14 protein-coding genes are annotated in these 15,954 nt (G+C 64.4%); 8 read left to right on the forward strand and 6 right to left on the reverse strand.

Translation table 11 applies throughout. The features are described 5' to 3' along the window. Positions 1-85: 85 nt before the first annotated feature. Together JYK05_RS06545 and JYK05_RS06550 are read left to right on the forward strand one after the other, a co-directional pair. A complete protein-coding gene (locus JYK05_RS06545; protein ID WP_206468143.1) occupies positions 86-946 on the forward strand; it encodes a LysR family transcriptional regulator in 861 nt (286 codons plus the stop codon). Between the two features lie 183 nt (positions 947-1,129). Further along, positions 1,130-2,740 (forward strand): tannase/feruloyl esterase family alpha/beta hydrolase, encoded by a 1,611-nt coding sequence (locus JYK05_RS06550; RefSeq protein WP_371826417.1) that lies wholly within the window; start codon positions 1,130-1,132, stop codon positions 2,738-2,740. Positions 2,741-2,750: 10 nt separating this feature from the next. On the opposite strand, the gene JYK05_RS06555 is transcribed toward JYK05_RS06550, so the two are convergent. Beyond that, a complete protein-coding gene (locus JYK05_RS06555) occupies positions 2,751-3,128 on the reverse strand; it encodes a DUF2917 domain-containing protein (RefSeq protein WP_175940329.1) in 378 nt (125 codons plus the stop codon). A gap of 274 nt (positions 3,129-3,402) precedes the next feature. Beyond that, positions 3,403-5,331 carry a hypothetical protein gene (locus JYK05_RS06560; RefSeq protein ID WP_206468146.1) on the reverse strand — a complete coding sequence of 643 codons (1,929 nt, stop codon included), beginning with the start codon at positions 5,329-5,331 and terminating at the stop codon, positions 3,403-3,405. Between the two features lie 422 nt (positions 5,332-5,753). On the opposite strand from JYK05_RS06560, the gene JYK05_RS06565 reads away from it, so the two are divergent. From JYK05_RS06565 to JYK05_RS06575, 3 genes are all read left to right on the forward strand, one after another. Next, positions 5,754-6,107: a YciI family protein gene (locus JYK05_RS06565; RefSeq protein ID WP_175940330.1), complete on the forward strand. Its 354-nt coding sequence runs from the start codon at positions 5,754-5,756 to the stop codon at positions 6,105-6,107. 69 nt (positions 6,108-6,176) lie between these two features. Further along, on the forward strand, positions 6,177-6,575 hold the full coding sequence (locus JYK05_RS06570) for a VOC family protein (protein ID WP_206468234.1): 399 nt from the start codon (positions 6,177-6,179) through the stop codon (positions 6,573-6,575). Beyond that, positions 6,572-7,861, forward strand: coding sequence for an RNA polymerase sigma factor (locus tag JYK05_RS06575; RefSeq protein ID WP_206468147.1), 1,290 nt, complete (start codon positions 6,572-6,574; stop codon positions 7,859-7,861). The genes JYK05_RS06570 and JYK05_RS06575 overlap by 4 nt, the downstream gene beginning before the upstream one ends. Positions 7,862-7,972: 111 nt before the next feature. On the opposite strand, the gene JYK05_RS06580 is transcribed toward JYK05_RS06575, so the two are convergent. Next, a complete protein-coding gene (locus JYK05_RS06580) occupies positions 7,973-8,128 on the reverse strand; it encodes a hypothetical protein (protein ID WP_206468148.1) in 156 nt (51 codons plus the stop codon). 107 nt (positions 8,129-8,235) lie between these two features. Between JYK05_RS06580 and JYK05_RS06585 the strand changes: the two genes are divergently transcribed. The 3 genes from JYK05_RS06585 to JYK05_RS06595 all read left to right on the forward strand — a co-directional run bounded on the left by JYK05_RS06585 (position 8,236) and on the right by JYK05_RS06595 (position 10,775). Further along, positions 8,236-8,409 (forward strand): hypothetical protein, encoded by a 174-nt coding sequence (locus JYK05_RS06585; protein ID WP_175940333.1) that lies wholly within the window; start codon positions 8,236-8,238, stop codon positions 8,407-8,409. A gap of 282 nt (positions 8,410-8,691) precedes the next feature. Beyond that, positions 8,692-9,180, forward strand: a complete 489-nt coding sequence (locus JYK05_RS06590) for a response regulator transcription factor (protein ID WP_206468149.1) — start codon at positions 8,692-8,694, stop codon at positions 9,178-9,180. 215 nt (positions 9,181-9,395) lie between these two features. Next, a complete protein-coding gene (locus JYK05_RS06595) occupies positions 9,396-10,775 on the forward strand; it encodes a glycosyltransferase family 9 protein (RefSeq protein WP_206468150.1) in 1,380 nt (459 codons plus the stop codon). Between the two features lie 6 nt (positions 10,776-10,781). Here JYK05_RS06595 and JYK05_RS06600 read toward each other — a convergent pair whose 3' ends face one another. The 3 genes from JYK05_RS06600 to JYK05_RS06610 form a co-directional block, all read right to left on the reverse strand. Next, positions 10,782-13,124 (reverse strand): GNVR domain-containing protein, encoded by a 2,343-nt coding sequence (locus JYK05_RS06600; RefSeq protein ID WP_206468151.1) that lies wholly within the window; start codon positions 13,122-13,124, stop codon positions 10,782-10,784. 124 nt (positions 13,125-13,248) lie between these two features. Beyond that, positions 13,249-14,559: a cellulase family glycosylhydrolase gene (locus JYK05_RS06605; RefSeq protein ID WP_206468152.1), complete on the reverse strand. Its 1,311-nt coding sequence runs from the start codon at positions 14,557-14,559 to the stop codon at positions 13,249-13,251. A 1-nt stretch (position 14,560) separates the two neighbouring features. Further along, complete coding sequence (locus JYK05_RS06610) at positions 14,561-15,898, reverse strand: hypothetical protein (protein WP_241269860.1); 1,338 nt, start codon at positions 15,896-15,898, stop codon at positions 14,561-14,563. Positions 15,899-15,954 lie beyond the last annotated feature (56 nt).

Genomic DNA, 15,954 nt, shown 5'->3' on the forward strand with positions numbered 1-15,954 from the left:
TGTGAAATCTTAGTGACTGCGGGCGTCATCGGGAAGCCCGCTAACCGCATTGACTGTGATCGACTTTGCCGATGACAATGCCCGAATGCTCAATCCGCTCTGGCTGAACACCTTCGCGACGGTGGCCGCGTCGCACAGCTTTACTGAAGCCGGGCGGCAACTCGGCCTGCGTCAATCCAGCGTGTCGGAGCATATCCGGCGCCTGGAAGAGAGCGTCGGCCGGCGGCTCTTCCTGCGCGACACGCACTCGCTCGCGCTCACCGCCGACGGCGAAGCAATGCTCGTCCACGCCCGGGTGATTCTCGAAGCGATGGCGCACGCGGAATCGCAGTTCAGTTCGCGGCGCTTGCGCGGGCGCGTGCGACTCGGCTCATCCGACGATCTCGCGCTCGGACCGCTGCCGAGCGTGCTCGCCGCGTTTCGCGACACGCATCCGGACGTGGAACTGGAAATCACCATCGGCATGACCGGGCGGCTGTATCAACTGCTCGACGCGGGCGAACTGGATCTTGCCGTCGGCAAGCGGCGTCTCGGCGATGCGCGCGGCACGCGGCTTTTCAGCGGGCGGCTGGAATGGCTCGCGAAGCCGGGGACCGTCGTCGATACGACGCTGCCGTTGCCGCTGATTCTCGTCGCCGAGCCGAGCGTCACGCGCGCCGTGGTGCTCGATTCCCTCGCGATGACCGGTGCGCGCTGGCAAATGGTCTGCACGAGCAGCAGCCACGCGGGCTGCATCGCGGCGGCGCGCGGCGGGCTAGGCCTCACGGTGCGCTCGCACTTTCTGGCGGGCCGCGGGCTCGCGCCGCCCGTCAATCGGGCGGAGTTGCCGGAGTTGCCCGAAGTGGAGTTCATCGCGTTCGGCGCGAAGCATCTGAGCCGGCCGGCGGAGACGCTGCTCCAGCTTCTGGAGACGAGCGATCTGCGCGGGGAGTGGGACGGGGAGTAGGGAATGCGGCGTGCTTTGGGCGGATCAATCACGTCGTGCCGCCGCAACGCCGGGCGGCGGCCCCGAATGGCTAACCCGAAACGCTTCTTATATATTGAGCGGCCATTGAACTATCCACTCCAGCCCGTGCTTTCTCTCCGCCGTCTTTTTCTCGCCGATGCCTCGCGCCGCGCGTGCTGGGCATTGCTCGCCGCCGCGCTCGCGCTGCTGCCGCTTTCGTGCGCGCACGCCGCCGCGTACGTCACCAAGCACTGCGACGACCTCGCCGGCAAGACGGTGCTCGCGTCGATCATCGGCTTGCCGACGCGCGGCGCGCTGATCGTCACGGCGTCGGCGGTCAAGGCGGCCGCGCCGGGCAATCGCAACGGCGAGTATTGCCGCGTGACGGGCATCATCCGCGCGATTCAGGAGACGACGCCGGACATCCGCTTCGAAGTGAACCTGCCGAGCCACTGGAACGGTCGCGCGCTGCAGATGGGCGGCGGCGGCTACAACGGCGTGCTCGTGTCCGGCACCGAGCCGATGCCCTTCGCGCCCGATTCGACGCCGCTCGCGCGCGGCTACGCGACCTTCGGCTCGGACTCGGGGCACGTCGGCAATTCGGGACGCGCGGATTTCGCGGTCAACGACGAAGCCATCGTCAACTTCGGCTTCGCGCATCTGAAGAAAACGCGCGATGTCGCGCTCGCGCTGATCGAAATGGGCTACGGGCGCTTGCCCGACAAGATCTACTTCGCGGGCGGCTCGACGGGCGGGCGCGAAGGCTTCACGGTCATCGAGCGGTTCCCGAACGACTATGACGGCGTGATCGCCAACGCGCCCGCCATCAACTTCTCGGGCGTGCGGTTGCTCGGCGTGAAAGTGGGGCAGGCGTCGTACGCGAAGCCGGGCGGCTTCGTCGGGCTCGCGCAGCAACGGCGCGTGTACGAGACGGTGATCCACGAATGCGACCGGCTCGACGGTCTCGCGGACGGCATCGTCGGCAATGTCGAAGGGTGCCGGCAACTGGAACCGCAGATCATCGCGTCATTGCGCTGCGCGAACGGCCAGCGTCCTTCGCTGCGCGACAGTTGTCTCTCCGATGCGCAACTCGACACGCTGGAACTGCTGCGCGACGGTCTTTCGATGCGCTATCCCCTCGCTTATGGCGTCGCGACCTATCCCGGCTACAACGTGTTTCAGGGCGTGGACTTCTCCGGCATGCTCGGCCTCGGCGATTCGCCCACGCTCGTGAACCCGCCGACGTTCGCCGCGAACGGCTATCTCTTCGCGCAGGGCGACGCGTATATCCGCCACTTCGTCACGCGCGACGCGGCGGTGAGCGGACTCTCGTTCGATATCGACAACCCCGGCCGCTACCGGCAGCGGCTCGTCACGCTCGCCTATACGGTCGGCGCGATGAACCCGGATTTCTCGGCGTTCATCGCGCACGGCGGCAAGCTCGTCGCCATGCACGGCCTCGCCGACGAAGTGATCAGCCCGAACCAGACCATCGCGTTCTATCGCGGGCTCGTCGAGCGATATGGGCAGGAAACCGTCGATTCGTTCATGCGGCTTTACATGGTGCCCGGCTTCCAGCACGGCAACGGCGTGTTCATTCCCGCATGGGACGAACTCGGCGCGCTCGACGAGTGGGTGACGAACGGCGTCGCGCCGGAGACGCTCATCGGCACGGATATAGCGCCGGCCACCAACGGACGCACGCGTCCCATCTGCCGATACCCCGGCTATCCGCGCTATCTCGGCAAGGGACGAGTGAACGTGGCCGCGAGCTTCCGCTGCACGGCACCGTAGGCGGCCGCCATCAGAGCGCGTTCACGGCGCGCGGCACGAAGCGGGCAAGAATGCGCGCCCACGCGGGCCGAACGTGCTTCGCGCGATACGATGTCAGCGACACCTCCACCGCGCGCTCCGACTCCGACGACAGCCACACGCGTTCGCCGCGCGCAAGCCGCACGACATCGCCCGGCTTGAGCCAGTAATCGTAGGGGTCCTCATGACGCGTGAGCCATATCGAGGCATCCGCGCGCAATTCAGCATCGCGCGCAAGCCGCCACGAGACCGTCTGATGCGGCAGCACTTCGACATACACGACCACGCGCGCGCCCGACGCATGCAGCTTGCCCGAGGCGACGCCGTGGCGCGCGCCACGCCCTTCTAGAACTTGCGATAGCTCTTCCATCCTGCTCTCCATGTTAGAGCCGAAGACGGAAGGCCAGGCACGCATCAAACAAAAAGGCCCCGTCTTGCGGCGGGGCCTTCGGAATCGACTTGCTTGCCTGTCTCGCTAGCGCACGCGTTCTCCCGATGACCCGCCGATGATGGCGTTCACTGGGTTTTTAATCGCGGCGATGGCGAGGGAAAGGATTGCGTGCATGAAACGCAGTATCGGTGCGAACGCGCGGCGCTGTCAATATCGAGATAGCGGGCGCGTTCGCATTTCTACGGCGCGGAGCTCACATGCCCGTGTAACCCTGCGGCTTCGTCGCGTTCTTCTTCGCGACATCCGCGTTGGTCGAAACGACGTACTGCGGCGACTCGGTGAGCGTGAGCGTCACCACGCCGTTCGTGTACGGCGCGCTCGACACGTTGCCCATCGCGTCGATCAGCTTCACCGTGCCGCTCGTGCCGGCGGCATCGACATTGAGCTTGTAGGCAGTGCTGTAGGTCGTGCTGAATGCGCCGTTCGAAGCCGGCCACACCGCGTTGTTGTGCGTCCAGAGCGCGGTGATGACCTTGCCGTTGCCGAGTTGCTGGAACGCGTAGGCGTACACGCCGGAGGGCAGGTTGTTCACGGGGCCGAGCGTGGTGGTGCCGTCGAGCACGCGCGTCATCGCGGCGACTTCCATCGCGGCCGGCTTCGGGCTGATGTTCGTCGTGCCGAACGCGGCCTGCGCATGATCCAGATCGAAGAACGTGCCGTAGCCCGGCTCGCCGGGGAAGTCCGGCCCGAAGAACACGTAGGTCTGATCCGCGCCTTCGCCGAGCAGGATGATGTGCGCGCGCGCGACGACCGCGCCATGCGCGAACAGAATGTTCGGCGTCGGATAATTCGGACCGTAGTTCGCGCCGATGTCATAGCTGATGCCCGTCTCGGTCACGAAGAGCTTCATGTTCGGCTTGTAGTCCTTCGCCATTTCCGCGCGCAGGTTGCGCATCTCGTTGAGCAGCGAGTTCGCGGCATCGGCGGGGTCCGCGTCCGTGTGATGACGCTCCGGCGGATGCGACGGCGACGTGCCCGCATCGTAGTAACCGTGCGTCGCGATGCCGTCGAGATACTGCGCGAGGCCGAGCGGCGCGAGGCGCTTCAGGCGATCGGTGGTAAGCGACGGGAACGGCTCGGCCGGACCCATGACGACCGCGTGCGGGTCCTTCGAATGCAGGCCCTGATACGCCGCCTTGTAGAGTGCGACGAAGTTCACGTCCGTGTCCTTCCACAGGATGTACGGCTCCCACGTCACCTGATAGTAGTTCGCCGACATGGTCGGGTAGTAGCGCGCGCGGATCGCCTCGGTTTCCTGCCCGACGCGGCCCATGTAGTTCGCGTAGTAGTTCAGGTCGTTCGGGATGTAGCTGTAGTCGGGGCTCAGGCCGTGCATGCTCGCGCCGCCGGGAATGCCGTCCAGACGGACGAGGCGCATGATCTTGCCGGACGTATAGAACGGGTCGAGATTGTTCGCGTTCGGGTTGAACGCGAAGCGGCCATTCGGCTCCATCACGGACATCTGGCGGTCGTCGATCGTCGACGAAATGCCGAGCGCGGCAAGCATCGTGCCGTTGCCGTTGAAGCCCTGCATGCCGAAGCGATGCTGTTCCTGCTTCGCGTACGTGACGGCGGGAATCACGCCGCCGAGATCCGGAATCACGCCGAAGGTGGCGATGCCGTTCGGGCGCGTGCCGGCCGTCTGAACCTGTCCGCCGTGATTGGCGAGCGTCGCGGAGACTGCGAAATAGCCAGCGAGCGTCGAGGAGCACGTGAGCGTCATCTTCGTGGCCGCGGCGGGCGCCGGGAAGCTGCCGCTCGCGACCGTCTTGCCGAGCGCGTCGGCGATGGTCCATTTGAGCGTGTCGGCTGAAGCCGCGCGCGTCGTGATCGCCACCTGGAACTTCGTGCCGGCGGGGAACATGCGCGAGCCGTCGCTGCTCGGCGTGTCCGCCGTGATCTGTCCGCTGCCGCCCGATGCCGCCGCTGCCGAGGGCGCGCCGCAGGTCATCGATTGCGCGCTCGCCGCCTTGGCGACCGCAGTCGGGTCGGCCGCCGTGGAGCCGTCGGCCGTTGCGTTGGCCGCGTTCGTGACGGACGCGGGCGAGGAGGCGTCGTCGCTGCCGCCACAACCGGCGAGAGCGAGAACGAGCGTCGAAAGCAGGAAAGTATTCTTCTTCATGGATTCATATGCATGGACCGGACGCGCGCAGGCGACCGGCGACGCCTTCGGCATCGGGTTCGGGACGGGCAGGGAACCGACGTATTCGCCTCTCCCGGCTTTGGGCCGGATGTCGAAGAAGCGAACGAATGCGCCGTCGTGATGGACGAGCGGACGTACAGCGGTGGCCACCGCCGCGCGACGCTCTACTGAGGGCATGCGACACCGGCGGTATAAATTGCTTCTGGGCAATCCGCTTACCGGCCGACGGAGGCAAATACTACGGGATAACTCAGACAATGGCACGTAACAGCTCGTAACGTCTTGTAACGTACGACAATTACTTCTTTTCGTCTGACTAATGAGGGTGGCGAACGAAGGTTGCTGTTCAGGCGATGCCGGTTTAACTTTGTCGGCACATAACTTCATCAAAGGAGACCGCCGTGGCTTTTCTGTTGCTCATCGTTGAACCCGTCGGTCAGCGCGCGCAGCGCACGGCCGAGGAAGGGCGGGAGGCGTACCGGCAAATGGTCGAGTTCGCCGACACACTGAAGGCGCGCGGCGTCTTGCGCGCGTGCGAATCGCTGACGTCGCTCGCGGACGCGTCGCGCGTTTCCACGGTGAAAGGCGACGCGCGCGTCATCGACGGGCCGTTCGCGGAAGCGAAGGAAATGATCGGCGGCTTCTTCCTGCTCGATTGCGAGACGCACGCCGAAGCGGTGGCGATTGCCGCCGAGTGCCCGGCGGCGGCATGGTGCACGGTGGAGGTCCGCAAGCTCGGGCCGTGCTATCTGTGACGCGGTGTCGATTTCCGCGTGCTTCGATCGTCGTTCGAACGACATCCCATGAAAACGGAGCATCACGCCATGCACAAGCAGATCTTCGTGAACCTGGCGGTTCGCGACCTTCAGCAATCGATGACGTTTTTCAAGGCGCTCGGCTTTCACTTCAACCCGGCATTCACGAACGACGCCGCCGCGTGCCTCGTCATCGGCGAGAACATCTACGCGATGCTGCTCACCGAGGCGTTCTTCAAGACGTTCACCGACAAGACGCTCGTCGATGCGCGTGAAAGTGTCGAGGCGCTCGTGTGCCTGTCGTGCGAGAGCAGGGCGGAAGTGGACGAACTCATCGCCAAGGCCGTGGTTGCGGGCGGGCGCACGCCGCGCGCGCCGCAGGACCACGGGTCCATGTACGGTCACGCGTTCGAGGACCTCGACGGCCATACCTGGGAACTGGTGCATATGGAGCCGGAAGCAGCGTGAGCGCGTCTTCGGACGAGCGCGATGCAGCGACGCGGCGAACCATTGAGGCGGTGTGGCGCATCGAATCGGCGAAAGTGATTGCGAGCGTGGCGCGCGTCGTGCACGACGTCGCGCTCGCGGAAGAGCTGGCGCAGGACGCGTTCGTCGCGGCGCTCGAGCACTGGAGCCGCGAAGGCGTGCCCGAGAAACCGGGAGCGTGGCTCATGACGACAGCGAAGAACCGCGCGCTCGACCGTCTGCGTCAGCACGCGCTGCACGCGCGCAAGCACGAGGAACTCGGCCGCGATCTGGATGCGCAGGAGCGACACATCACGCCCGATTTCGTCGATTCGCTCGACGCCGCCCGCGACGACGACATCGGCGACGATCTGCTGCGGCTCGTGTTCACGGCGTGCCATCCGGTGCTGTCGCTGGATGCGCGCGTCGCGCTGACGCTGCGGCTTCTGGGCGGCCTCACGACGGACGAAATCGCGCGGGCGTTTCTTGCGCCGGAGCCGACCATCGCGCAGCGCATCGTGCGGGCCAAGCGCACGCTGTCGGCGGCGCGCGTGCCGTTCGAGGTGCCGAAGGCCGGCGAGCGCGCGGCGCGGCTCGCATCGGTGCTCGAAGTGATCTATCTCATTTTCAACGAAGGTTACTCGGCCACGGCGGGCGACGACTGGATGCGGCCTGGGCTCTGCGACGACGCGCTGCGGCTCGGCCGCATTCTCGCCGAACTGATGCCGCATGAGAGCGAGGTGCACGGCCTCGTTGCGCTGATGGAGATTCAGGCATCGCGGACGAAGGCGCGGGTGGACCGCGACGGCCGCCCGGTGCTGTTGCCGGATCAGGATCGCAGCCGCTGGGACCCGTTGCTGATTCAGCGCGGCTTGGCGGCGCTGCGGCGCGCGGCGGCGTTGGGCGGCGCGCGCGGCGTGTATGCGTTGCAGGCGGAGCTGGCGGCATGCCACGCACGCGCGCCGAGCGCCGCCGAGACCGACTGGCCGATGATCGTCGCGCTTTACGATGCGCTGATGGAGGTGGCGCCGACGCCGGTGGTCGAGCTCAACCGCGCGGTCGCGGTGAGCATGGCGTCGGGGCCGGAGGCGGCGCTCGCCATCGTCGACCGGTTACGGGATGCTGCCGCGTTGAAGAATTACCACTGGCTGCCCGGCGTGCGCGCGGATTTGCTGGCGCGGCTCGGTCGCGTGGATGAGGCGCGCGACGAGTTCATGCGGGCGGCGGGGCTGGCGAAGAATGCGCGGGAGCGGGAGTTTTTGTTGGAGCGGAGTCGGGAGATCGGTTAAGTCGTCGCGGCGTCTATCACATTTGACATAAGACAAATTAGCGACGTTTCGTAACTGCTTAGAAACGGCTCGGCAACGCACCCGAGCCGTCGCTCTATGCTCAACTGCTTGTCACTCCTGCGTAGGAGCCGCCGGCGTGCGCGTATTGGCGTCGTCGGCTTCGGTCAGCGGCATATCGGCGGGCTGTTTACCAGACTGCGGCGCCGGCTGCGCCGCTTTGTCCGTATCGACGACATCCGTTCCCGGTTCGTTTTGCGGAATGCTCATGATCGTCTCCGTTGTTGAGGTTGCTGACGAGATCAAGCATCGGCAGTGCCTGATCGCGGAATGCGCGTTGCTGCGCGTGTCGACGTATTCGACAAACGGAGCCCAACATGTCCGCGCCCAACCACTCAAGCGATAACCCGCCGCAAAACCCTGTCGATTCGAAGGGCCTGACCGATCTGGGACCCGCGCAGCCCGAAAATCCGCCGGCACCGCCGCAAGCCGATGCTGATTTGCGCGACCCGCCGAGTCCCGCAGGTGTTCCGCGTCCGGACGACCGCTGATGCCGCTTTCTATACCGCGTGAACGGTACGCGCCGATAAACGGCGCGGCCGCGTTTCAAGTTGCGCGCGATATTGACTGCGGTGCGACGGTTGAAACCGCCCTCAATGTTTGGGGGGAACTGCCTGCTTCACGTCCGAGAGCATTTCCCGAAGGCATCAGAATCTAATCAGAAAATCCTCAGTAAAAACATTCGCAGCAACATGCATGAAAATCAATCCTGGAAACGGCGTTTCCGCGTTATCCTCGTTCTTATGCAGCACACCTTTTGATCGATTTGGGGCATGAGGATGAAACGAGGAAGGGCTTTGAGCCGGGTGCTTATCGCGGACAACACTCCAATGATCGCGGCAGGCCTGCAACTGCTTCTGGATGAAAGCGCTCTTTCGGTACTCGTTGGAATAGCGTCGTGCAAGATAGAGTTAATGGACCGGCTCCATTGCAGCGAAGTCGATCTTCTTATTCTCGATCCAACATTCGTTCAGCACGATGTCGACTTCGGCAATATCGATTCACTCGCGAATTTCAGTAATCGGTATTCTCACGTTTCCATTCTTTTTCATACCACCGTAACGGATCCGCAGATCCTGGAGAAAATGTCGCATCTGGACCGGCTGAGCGTCGCCCATAAAGCCGACGAATTACAGGATGTGGTGCAGATCGTGAGCCGCCTGCTGAAAGGAGAAGTCAACGTATTATCGCCGAGAACTCACCGCCTGATGTACCAGGCGCGCAAACTGGGCGAACGCGTGCCGGAGCTTTACGCGTTTTAGCGTCGGCATGGCGCCCAGCATTAATACAGTCTGCGCCCTACTCGCCGACACCGAAACCGCGACCTATACTGACAAGCACGCGCGCTTAATCGTCAAATTTCTTCGACGATTCGTTCATCCAGCGAAACCTTCAGGGGCATCGTGCCATAGTCGCGTAATTAGCGCTTGCGTCCGGGCTCAAGCCCACTTTCGCGCACCACCCACGACACGACAGCATGCTCGAACAATACGATGACCTTTATCCGAAACTCTACGCCGGCGATGTCGAGTCATGCGCGCGCTTTCTCGACGAACGGCGCGCGGTGGACGGCAACACGGCCGAATATTGGCATTGGCGCGCAATCGTGCATCTTCGCGCGGGACAGTTTCTTCAGGCGCTCGATATTTGTTTCATGCTTACGCGTCTGTCCGATTCTTTCGCTTTCCACGTCCATTGCATGTGCGACGTCGCCGCACATCTCGGCCTGAAAGAAGTCGCGCTCGCGGGAATCGAATCGTTCGCGCAGAAAGCGTCGACGCCGGAAATCGCCGCTTTTCTATGGCGCGTGTACGGGTGGCATTATCTCGGCGAAGACAACCGCGTACTGGAACTGAGGCCGGACGGCGTCGAGGAGCATTCCGCCTTCGTGCTCGGTCATCATCAGGCGCGCAGCCGCATGCGGCTTCACGGCATCGAGCATGGCGTCGAGGCGATGCATCAGTACTGGTCGTCCGACGACGCGCGGCGCGTGCTTTTTCCGCATGTCAACCGCGAAGGCTACTGGACCGGTCAGCGCGCCCTGCCCGCGCGCATGTCCGTGCGCCTCATTGCGTCGGGCTTCGGCGATCTGGTGAACTGGGCGCGCTATATCGGCGCATTGCAGGCGATGGGCGTCGCCGTCGACTACGACACCGACCTCTTCCGCGTGGCGACGCCGGAAGCCGATCGCGCCGACTACGTCCGGGCGATGGAAGCCGCCGGCTTCACGAGGCCGACGGGCGACGGCGCGATGTGGACGGACCCGTTCACGCTTTTCACCGCCCTTTTCCCGGTGCTCGGCCACGCACCGTCGCACCGGTACGTCGAACCGGCGAACCCCGCGAGCGTCGATGCCGTCATCGACCGCATCTGGCATCGCGCTCGCGGCCGGCGCTGCGTCGGCGTGTTCTGGTCATCGTGCGAATCGGCGAACAACTTCGCGAGCCGCAGCCTTACCCTGCCCGACCTCGACCCCCTGTTCGATACGCAGAGCGACGTCTACTGGGTCGTCATGCAGCGCGGCTTCGAACGCCGCCGCTGGCTGAACGACCCGCGCTCGAACGATCTGGACCGCTTCACCACGCTCGATCCCGACATGACGCTCGGTCAGTCGGCGGCACTGATCGATCGGCTGGATGCGTTCATCGGCAATGACGGCGGACTCACGCATTTCGCCGGCGCGCTCGGCAAGCGCACCTATCTCTTTCTGAACCACGTCGCCGAATGGCGCTACGAGCGCGAAGGCGCTGCCACGGCCTGGTACCCGAACATGCAGCTCGTCCGGGCGCGCGAACTGGGCGCATGGGGCGACGTGGTCGGCACGTTGCAACGACTGCTCAATGCCGACGCACGCTAGCCGCTCTTAGCGCGCGACTGCTCTGAAGCCGTACTCCTCGCGCGCGCCGTAGCGGCCGGGCGCGAAGCCGTTGAACACGTGGCCGCCCACTTTCGCGCCCACGTTTTCAAGGCGGCGCAAGGTCTCTTCCAGTTGCCGCGCGCCCGTCCGGTCTGCGCGCGACACCAGCAGCACGAGATCGCAATCGTGCATGGCGATGGACAGCGCATCGCTGACCGGAAGCACCGGCGGCGAATCGATGACGACGTAATCGTAGATATCGCGAAGCATCGACAGCGTCTCCTGGAACGCCGGACGCCCCAGCAGTTCCGCGGGATTCTCGGGATAGAACGCGCCCGCGTCCATCATCGAGAGACCGCCGCCGAGCGAGACGATCGCTTCATCCACGTGCGCGGAGCCTTCCAGTACTTCAGCGAGACCGGGCCCGGTGCGTCCATCGACGAGATGACGCAGACGGCCCTGCCGCATGTCCGCGTCGATCAGCAACACGGACGCACGCGTTTCCGCCAGCAGATACGCGAAGTTCGACGAAACGAAGCTCTTGCCCACGCCCTGCGTCGGGCCGGTGAAGAGAATCACCTTGCCGTGACGATCGTCGGCGCTGGCGACGTAGCGCGGATTCATCATGGTCGTGGTCGTGCCGAAAGGCATCCCGTTCATCGGGTTCAGCGAGTTGAGTCCGCCGCCGAGTCCCGCATGAACCATCGGCACGGGCGCGCCGCTCAGCATCGCGCGGACGCTGTTGCGCAACGAGCGCAACGCCTCGATGCTCGGGTCAGTCGGACTCGTCATGGCGAGCAGCTTCGCGGGCGCGGCGTTGTGCGTCAGCGCGCGCACGTCCTGCCGAAGTTGCGCCGTCGAACGCGCGATCACGGCAAGACGCGGCAACTGCGAAAACTGGTCGATTTCTTCTGGACTACGAAGTTCCCGTCGATTCAACGCGATCAGATAGATCGAAACGGTGCTGATAAAAAGGCCGCCGAAGACGGAGCCGAGCAGCACGATCCACGCGCGCGGCCACGACTGCTTCTCGGGCGCGACGGCCCAATCCACCACCGCGACGCCCGGTGGCGTGCTCGCGGCCGCCACTTCCAGTTGTTGCGCATTCGTGAGCACGCTCGTGTAAAGCTGCGTCGTGACGGCGACATCGCGCGCAAGCTCGACGTATTGCCGCTGCACGGTCGGCAAATTCGCCGCGATCTTCGACGTATCGGCAATCTCGCGCTTGACTTGATTGAGCTGCGTGAGCGCGCTCTGATAATTCTCGTTGTCGGGCTTGTAGCGATGCTGCGCCGCATCGAGCGCGAGTTGCAGCGTCGTCTGCTGCTCTTCCAGCCGGCTCATGCGCGTGATGAGCGCCGTGTTCTGCTGCGCCATGTCGACCGTGCCCGTTTGCGTGCGGAACGCATTGAGGCGTCGCTCGGCCGTTTCGAGATCCTGCTTCAGCGCGGGCAGGCGCTGCTTCAGGAAGTCGAGGCTCGTCTGCGCCTGCGCGGCACGGCGTTCGACGTCGCGCTGCTGATACGTCTTGATGATCGCGTTGACCATGGCCTGCGCGAGCAGCGGCGATTCCGCCTGATAGCTCAGGTGAATGAGCGACGGGTCGCGCAACGACGATTCACGCGGCGGAATCGATGTGCGCAGCCGCGCAATCACGTTGTCGAACGTCATCTGCTGCGAGTACTTGCGCAGTTCGAAGCTGATGCCCGGCCGCGCGCGCAGCGTGTCGATGCGCAGTTCGCCGGGCGCCTGCCCTTCCGGCGTACTGACCTGAAACGGCACCGTCTCGCCGACGCGCCCTTGCGCGAGTTGCCTGTCGTCCTTGTCGTAGAGCGTCCATCGTCCCGCTGGTCCCGCCACCACGCGGAACTTCGCCTTGTAAGCGGACTCGGGAACCGTGAACACGCCGGGCTTCAGGCGCTCGCCGCCCCATGCATAGTCATCGAGGCCGAAGAGCGATGGCGCGAGTTCGTTGTCGCTCGCGTGGCGCGACGCCAGATAGCTGCCGATCAACGGAAAGTGGCTCTTCGTCTCGACGACGGTTTCCGCGCCCGTCTGCGCGATAGCCGCGCTCACCACGGAGCGCGACGTGAGCACGTCGCTCTCGTCGTTCGCGGAGGCGTCGGCGGCCATCGAGCCGGAGACGTCGGAAAGCGCGCTGATCGACGTGCCCGCCTTGCTTTGCACGCGCAACAGTGCTTCGGCGCGATATTGCGGCGTGGCGAGCAGCACATACAGCACACCGGCCGCGCAGCATGTGCCGGTGACTGCGCCCAGCAAGGTCTTATGGCGCACCACGCTGCGCCATAGGTCGACGAGACCGTCGCCGCGTTGCGGAACTGGCGTCATGGCCGGGCGCATATTATATGAAAGCATGTTATATCCCTAAGAAAAGTAAAAGACCCAGGACGTCAGTGCAGTTCCACGCAGGCGCATTCCCTCGCATGTGCCTGCTGATACGTACAGCGAACCGCTATGAGGACACCGTCACGAAGACCGGCCCTTGCGCTTCCGTCACTGCGAGCACCTTGTGCCCGCCTCGCGCGACGCCATACAGATCCGTGATCCGCGCGCCCGCAGGCAGACGCGACACATCCAGATTCACGACGTTGCCGGCGCCGTAGCACCAGACCACGTATTTCGTTGCCTGCGCATCGTCGAACTTGAGCACGATGTACTGCTCCTTCTCGTCGATGAAATACCGCGCGTTCTTTGCATCCGCCGTGAACGCGAACAGATGCTTCACCGCTCGATACGCCGGGAGCTTTTCGTTCTGCGCATCCAGCAGGCCGAAGTTATGTTCCATCTCCTTCGGATCGTTGCCGTCGTTGCGCATGTCGTAGTAGGACGTCAGTCCCACTTGCGCGATCCAGTTCATCAACAGCAATCGCACCGCGTAGTTCGCCTGTCTCGCGCGCGCTTCGCTCGCATGACCATTGCCGATATCGGCTACATAGTGATAGCCGACGCTCGGGTATGACCATTCGGTGGCCCACACTTGCGGACGCCTTGCATACGTCGAGAGGTCCTCGCGCAACGCACGATAATCGCCGAGCACGGTCTCCGGTTCTTGCTGCCGGTACGGATGAACGCTCACGGCGTCCGGCCCCGTTTGCGTCGCGCTGATGTCGCCCACCGCGCGTATGAAGTCGCGATCGACTTGCTGCACGCCACCGGTCGCAATGACGACGTTGGGATTCGCGGCTCGTGCCGCTTTAACCGCTGTCTGGAGCAACGCGCGATACGCGGTCGGCGATGGCGTGGCTAGCCAGTAGTCCTTATGGTCCTCTTCGTTCCACACTTCGAAGCGTACCGGCGCATTGCGATAGCGGTATGCCGCCTGATACGTGTACGTCTGAAACGCGGCGAGCTGCGGCGCGGACGTCGGCGGCTGGTCCGGGCTATACACGTAATGCTTGTAGCCGAGGATGAAGAGCGCGCCGAGACCGCGCGACTTAAGATTGTTCACGAGACCGTCGAATTCGCCGAAGTGCCAGCCGTCCGGCGCCTGCACCGCTTCCCAGAAGAGGTCCGTGCGCACGAACGAGAAGCCGACGTCCTTCACCGCGTCGAGCAGTTGCGTATCGCCGATTTGATGAATGGCGACGCCCGTATTTGCCCGTGCCGCGGCAAACGACGGCAACGCGACATAAGCGCGCTCGAGGGACACCGGCGAGCCGTCGAGCGCTACATCGGGCGTGGCGGATGCGGGCAGCATCGTGATGCATGCGGCCACGACGCCCGCTACCGCGATGTGCCGGGCGATGCTTTTCTTGCGGATCATGTCAAAGGCTCCGCAGTCCGTCGCGCGCCGATTCGAGCATCGGCTCGCTCTTGGCCGACGGCATCGCATGCATCGCCGGCATGCGGGCGCGCCATTGCATCGCGGACAACGGCACCGGCATGCGCCACACGCGCGGCTCCATGACGAGCCCGCTCTCGCGCAGATAAGCGAGCGTGATGCCGAGGAATAGCAGGCAGCCGATCGATTCGCAGATGTCGGTCGTCGCGCAGGCGAACAGCAGATAAAGAAGCATTGCCCACGACGGTCTGTCCTCGGGTTGCGCTTTCAGCACCACGCGCACGAAAAAACCGATGAGCGCCACTGCGCCGACCATGCCGAAGCTCGCGAGCGCATACAGCACCGTGTTGTCCGCATAGGCCACATTGAACCCGAACGCGCTTTCATAATAGGTGGATGCCGAGCCGAAGCCTCCCGGTCCGAGCCCGAGCCATATGCGGTTATTCTTCAGGAGTCCTTCTATCAGGATCGGCCATGTATTGAACATGCGGTCCTGGAACGATGCGAGCGTCATGTAGCCCGTGCCGGAAAGATTGAATGCCGAGGCCGCGATGAACGACGCGAGCGGAAAGCCGATGGCGAAGGCAGCCGCCCACAGACAGGCGCGCTTCATCGTCATCGTGGAGAAAAGGCAGTGCGCACCGACGACAAGCGCGAGCGCCACGGGCGCCGTCTTGTTGGTGGTGGCGTGAATGGCCGCGCCCGCTGCCGCGAGCAACGCGCACTGCAACCAGCGATTGTCGGTCCGCATCAGAAGCCACGTCGTGAGCAGACCGGCCATGAGCCCCGTCGACGCGCTGTCGCGGCCGAAGCCCGACAGGCGCGACGCAATCCCGACATACGAGGACACCGCGACCCGCACGTTATGGCCGCCCACCGACACGCTCGTGCCGACCCACGGCAGCGTCATGAACGTGTTGGCGAGAATGCCGATGCCGCAAAGCGCGGCGAGCACGACGAAGCCCGTCGTCGCGGCGCGCGCGTTGAGCAGCGCCAGCGCGCCGCGCGGCGCCGTGAGGGCGAAGAGCATCGGCGTCACCGTCCACACCCAGAACGCGACAGCTTGCGGCACGACGCCATGCGAGAGCGATACGCACGACTGCGCGAGCATATAGAGCGCAATGAGGGCGTGGCTCGCCTTCGGGCGCTTGATGAGCGTGAACAGCACCCACGCGAGCATGACGACCTTGGGAAGATACGCGGCCTGAGGCACGCCGGCCATCGACGTGTAGTAGCGCACGACGCCCGAGAGCACGTCGCTTCCCACGGCGGCGAGAAACGTCGCGACCCACAGTTTGTCTTCGAGCGATGCCCTTTCCATTGTTTCACCGTCGCATGTCGCCGGGGATCGTTGGTCGCGCATGTTGCTCATGTCGC

The sequence above is a fragment of the Caballeronia sp. M1242 genome (assembly GCF_017220215.1).
GTDB lineage: Bacteria > Pseudomonadota > Gammaproteobacteria > Burkholderiales > Burkholderiaceae > Caballeronia.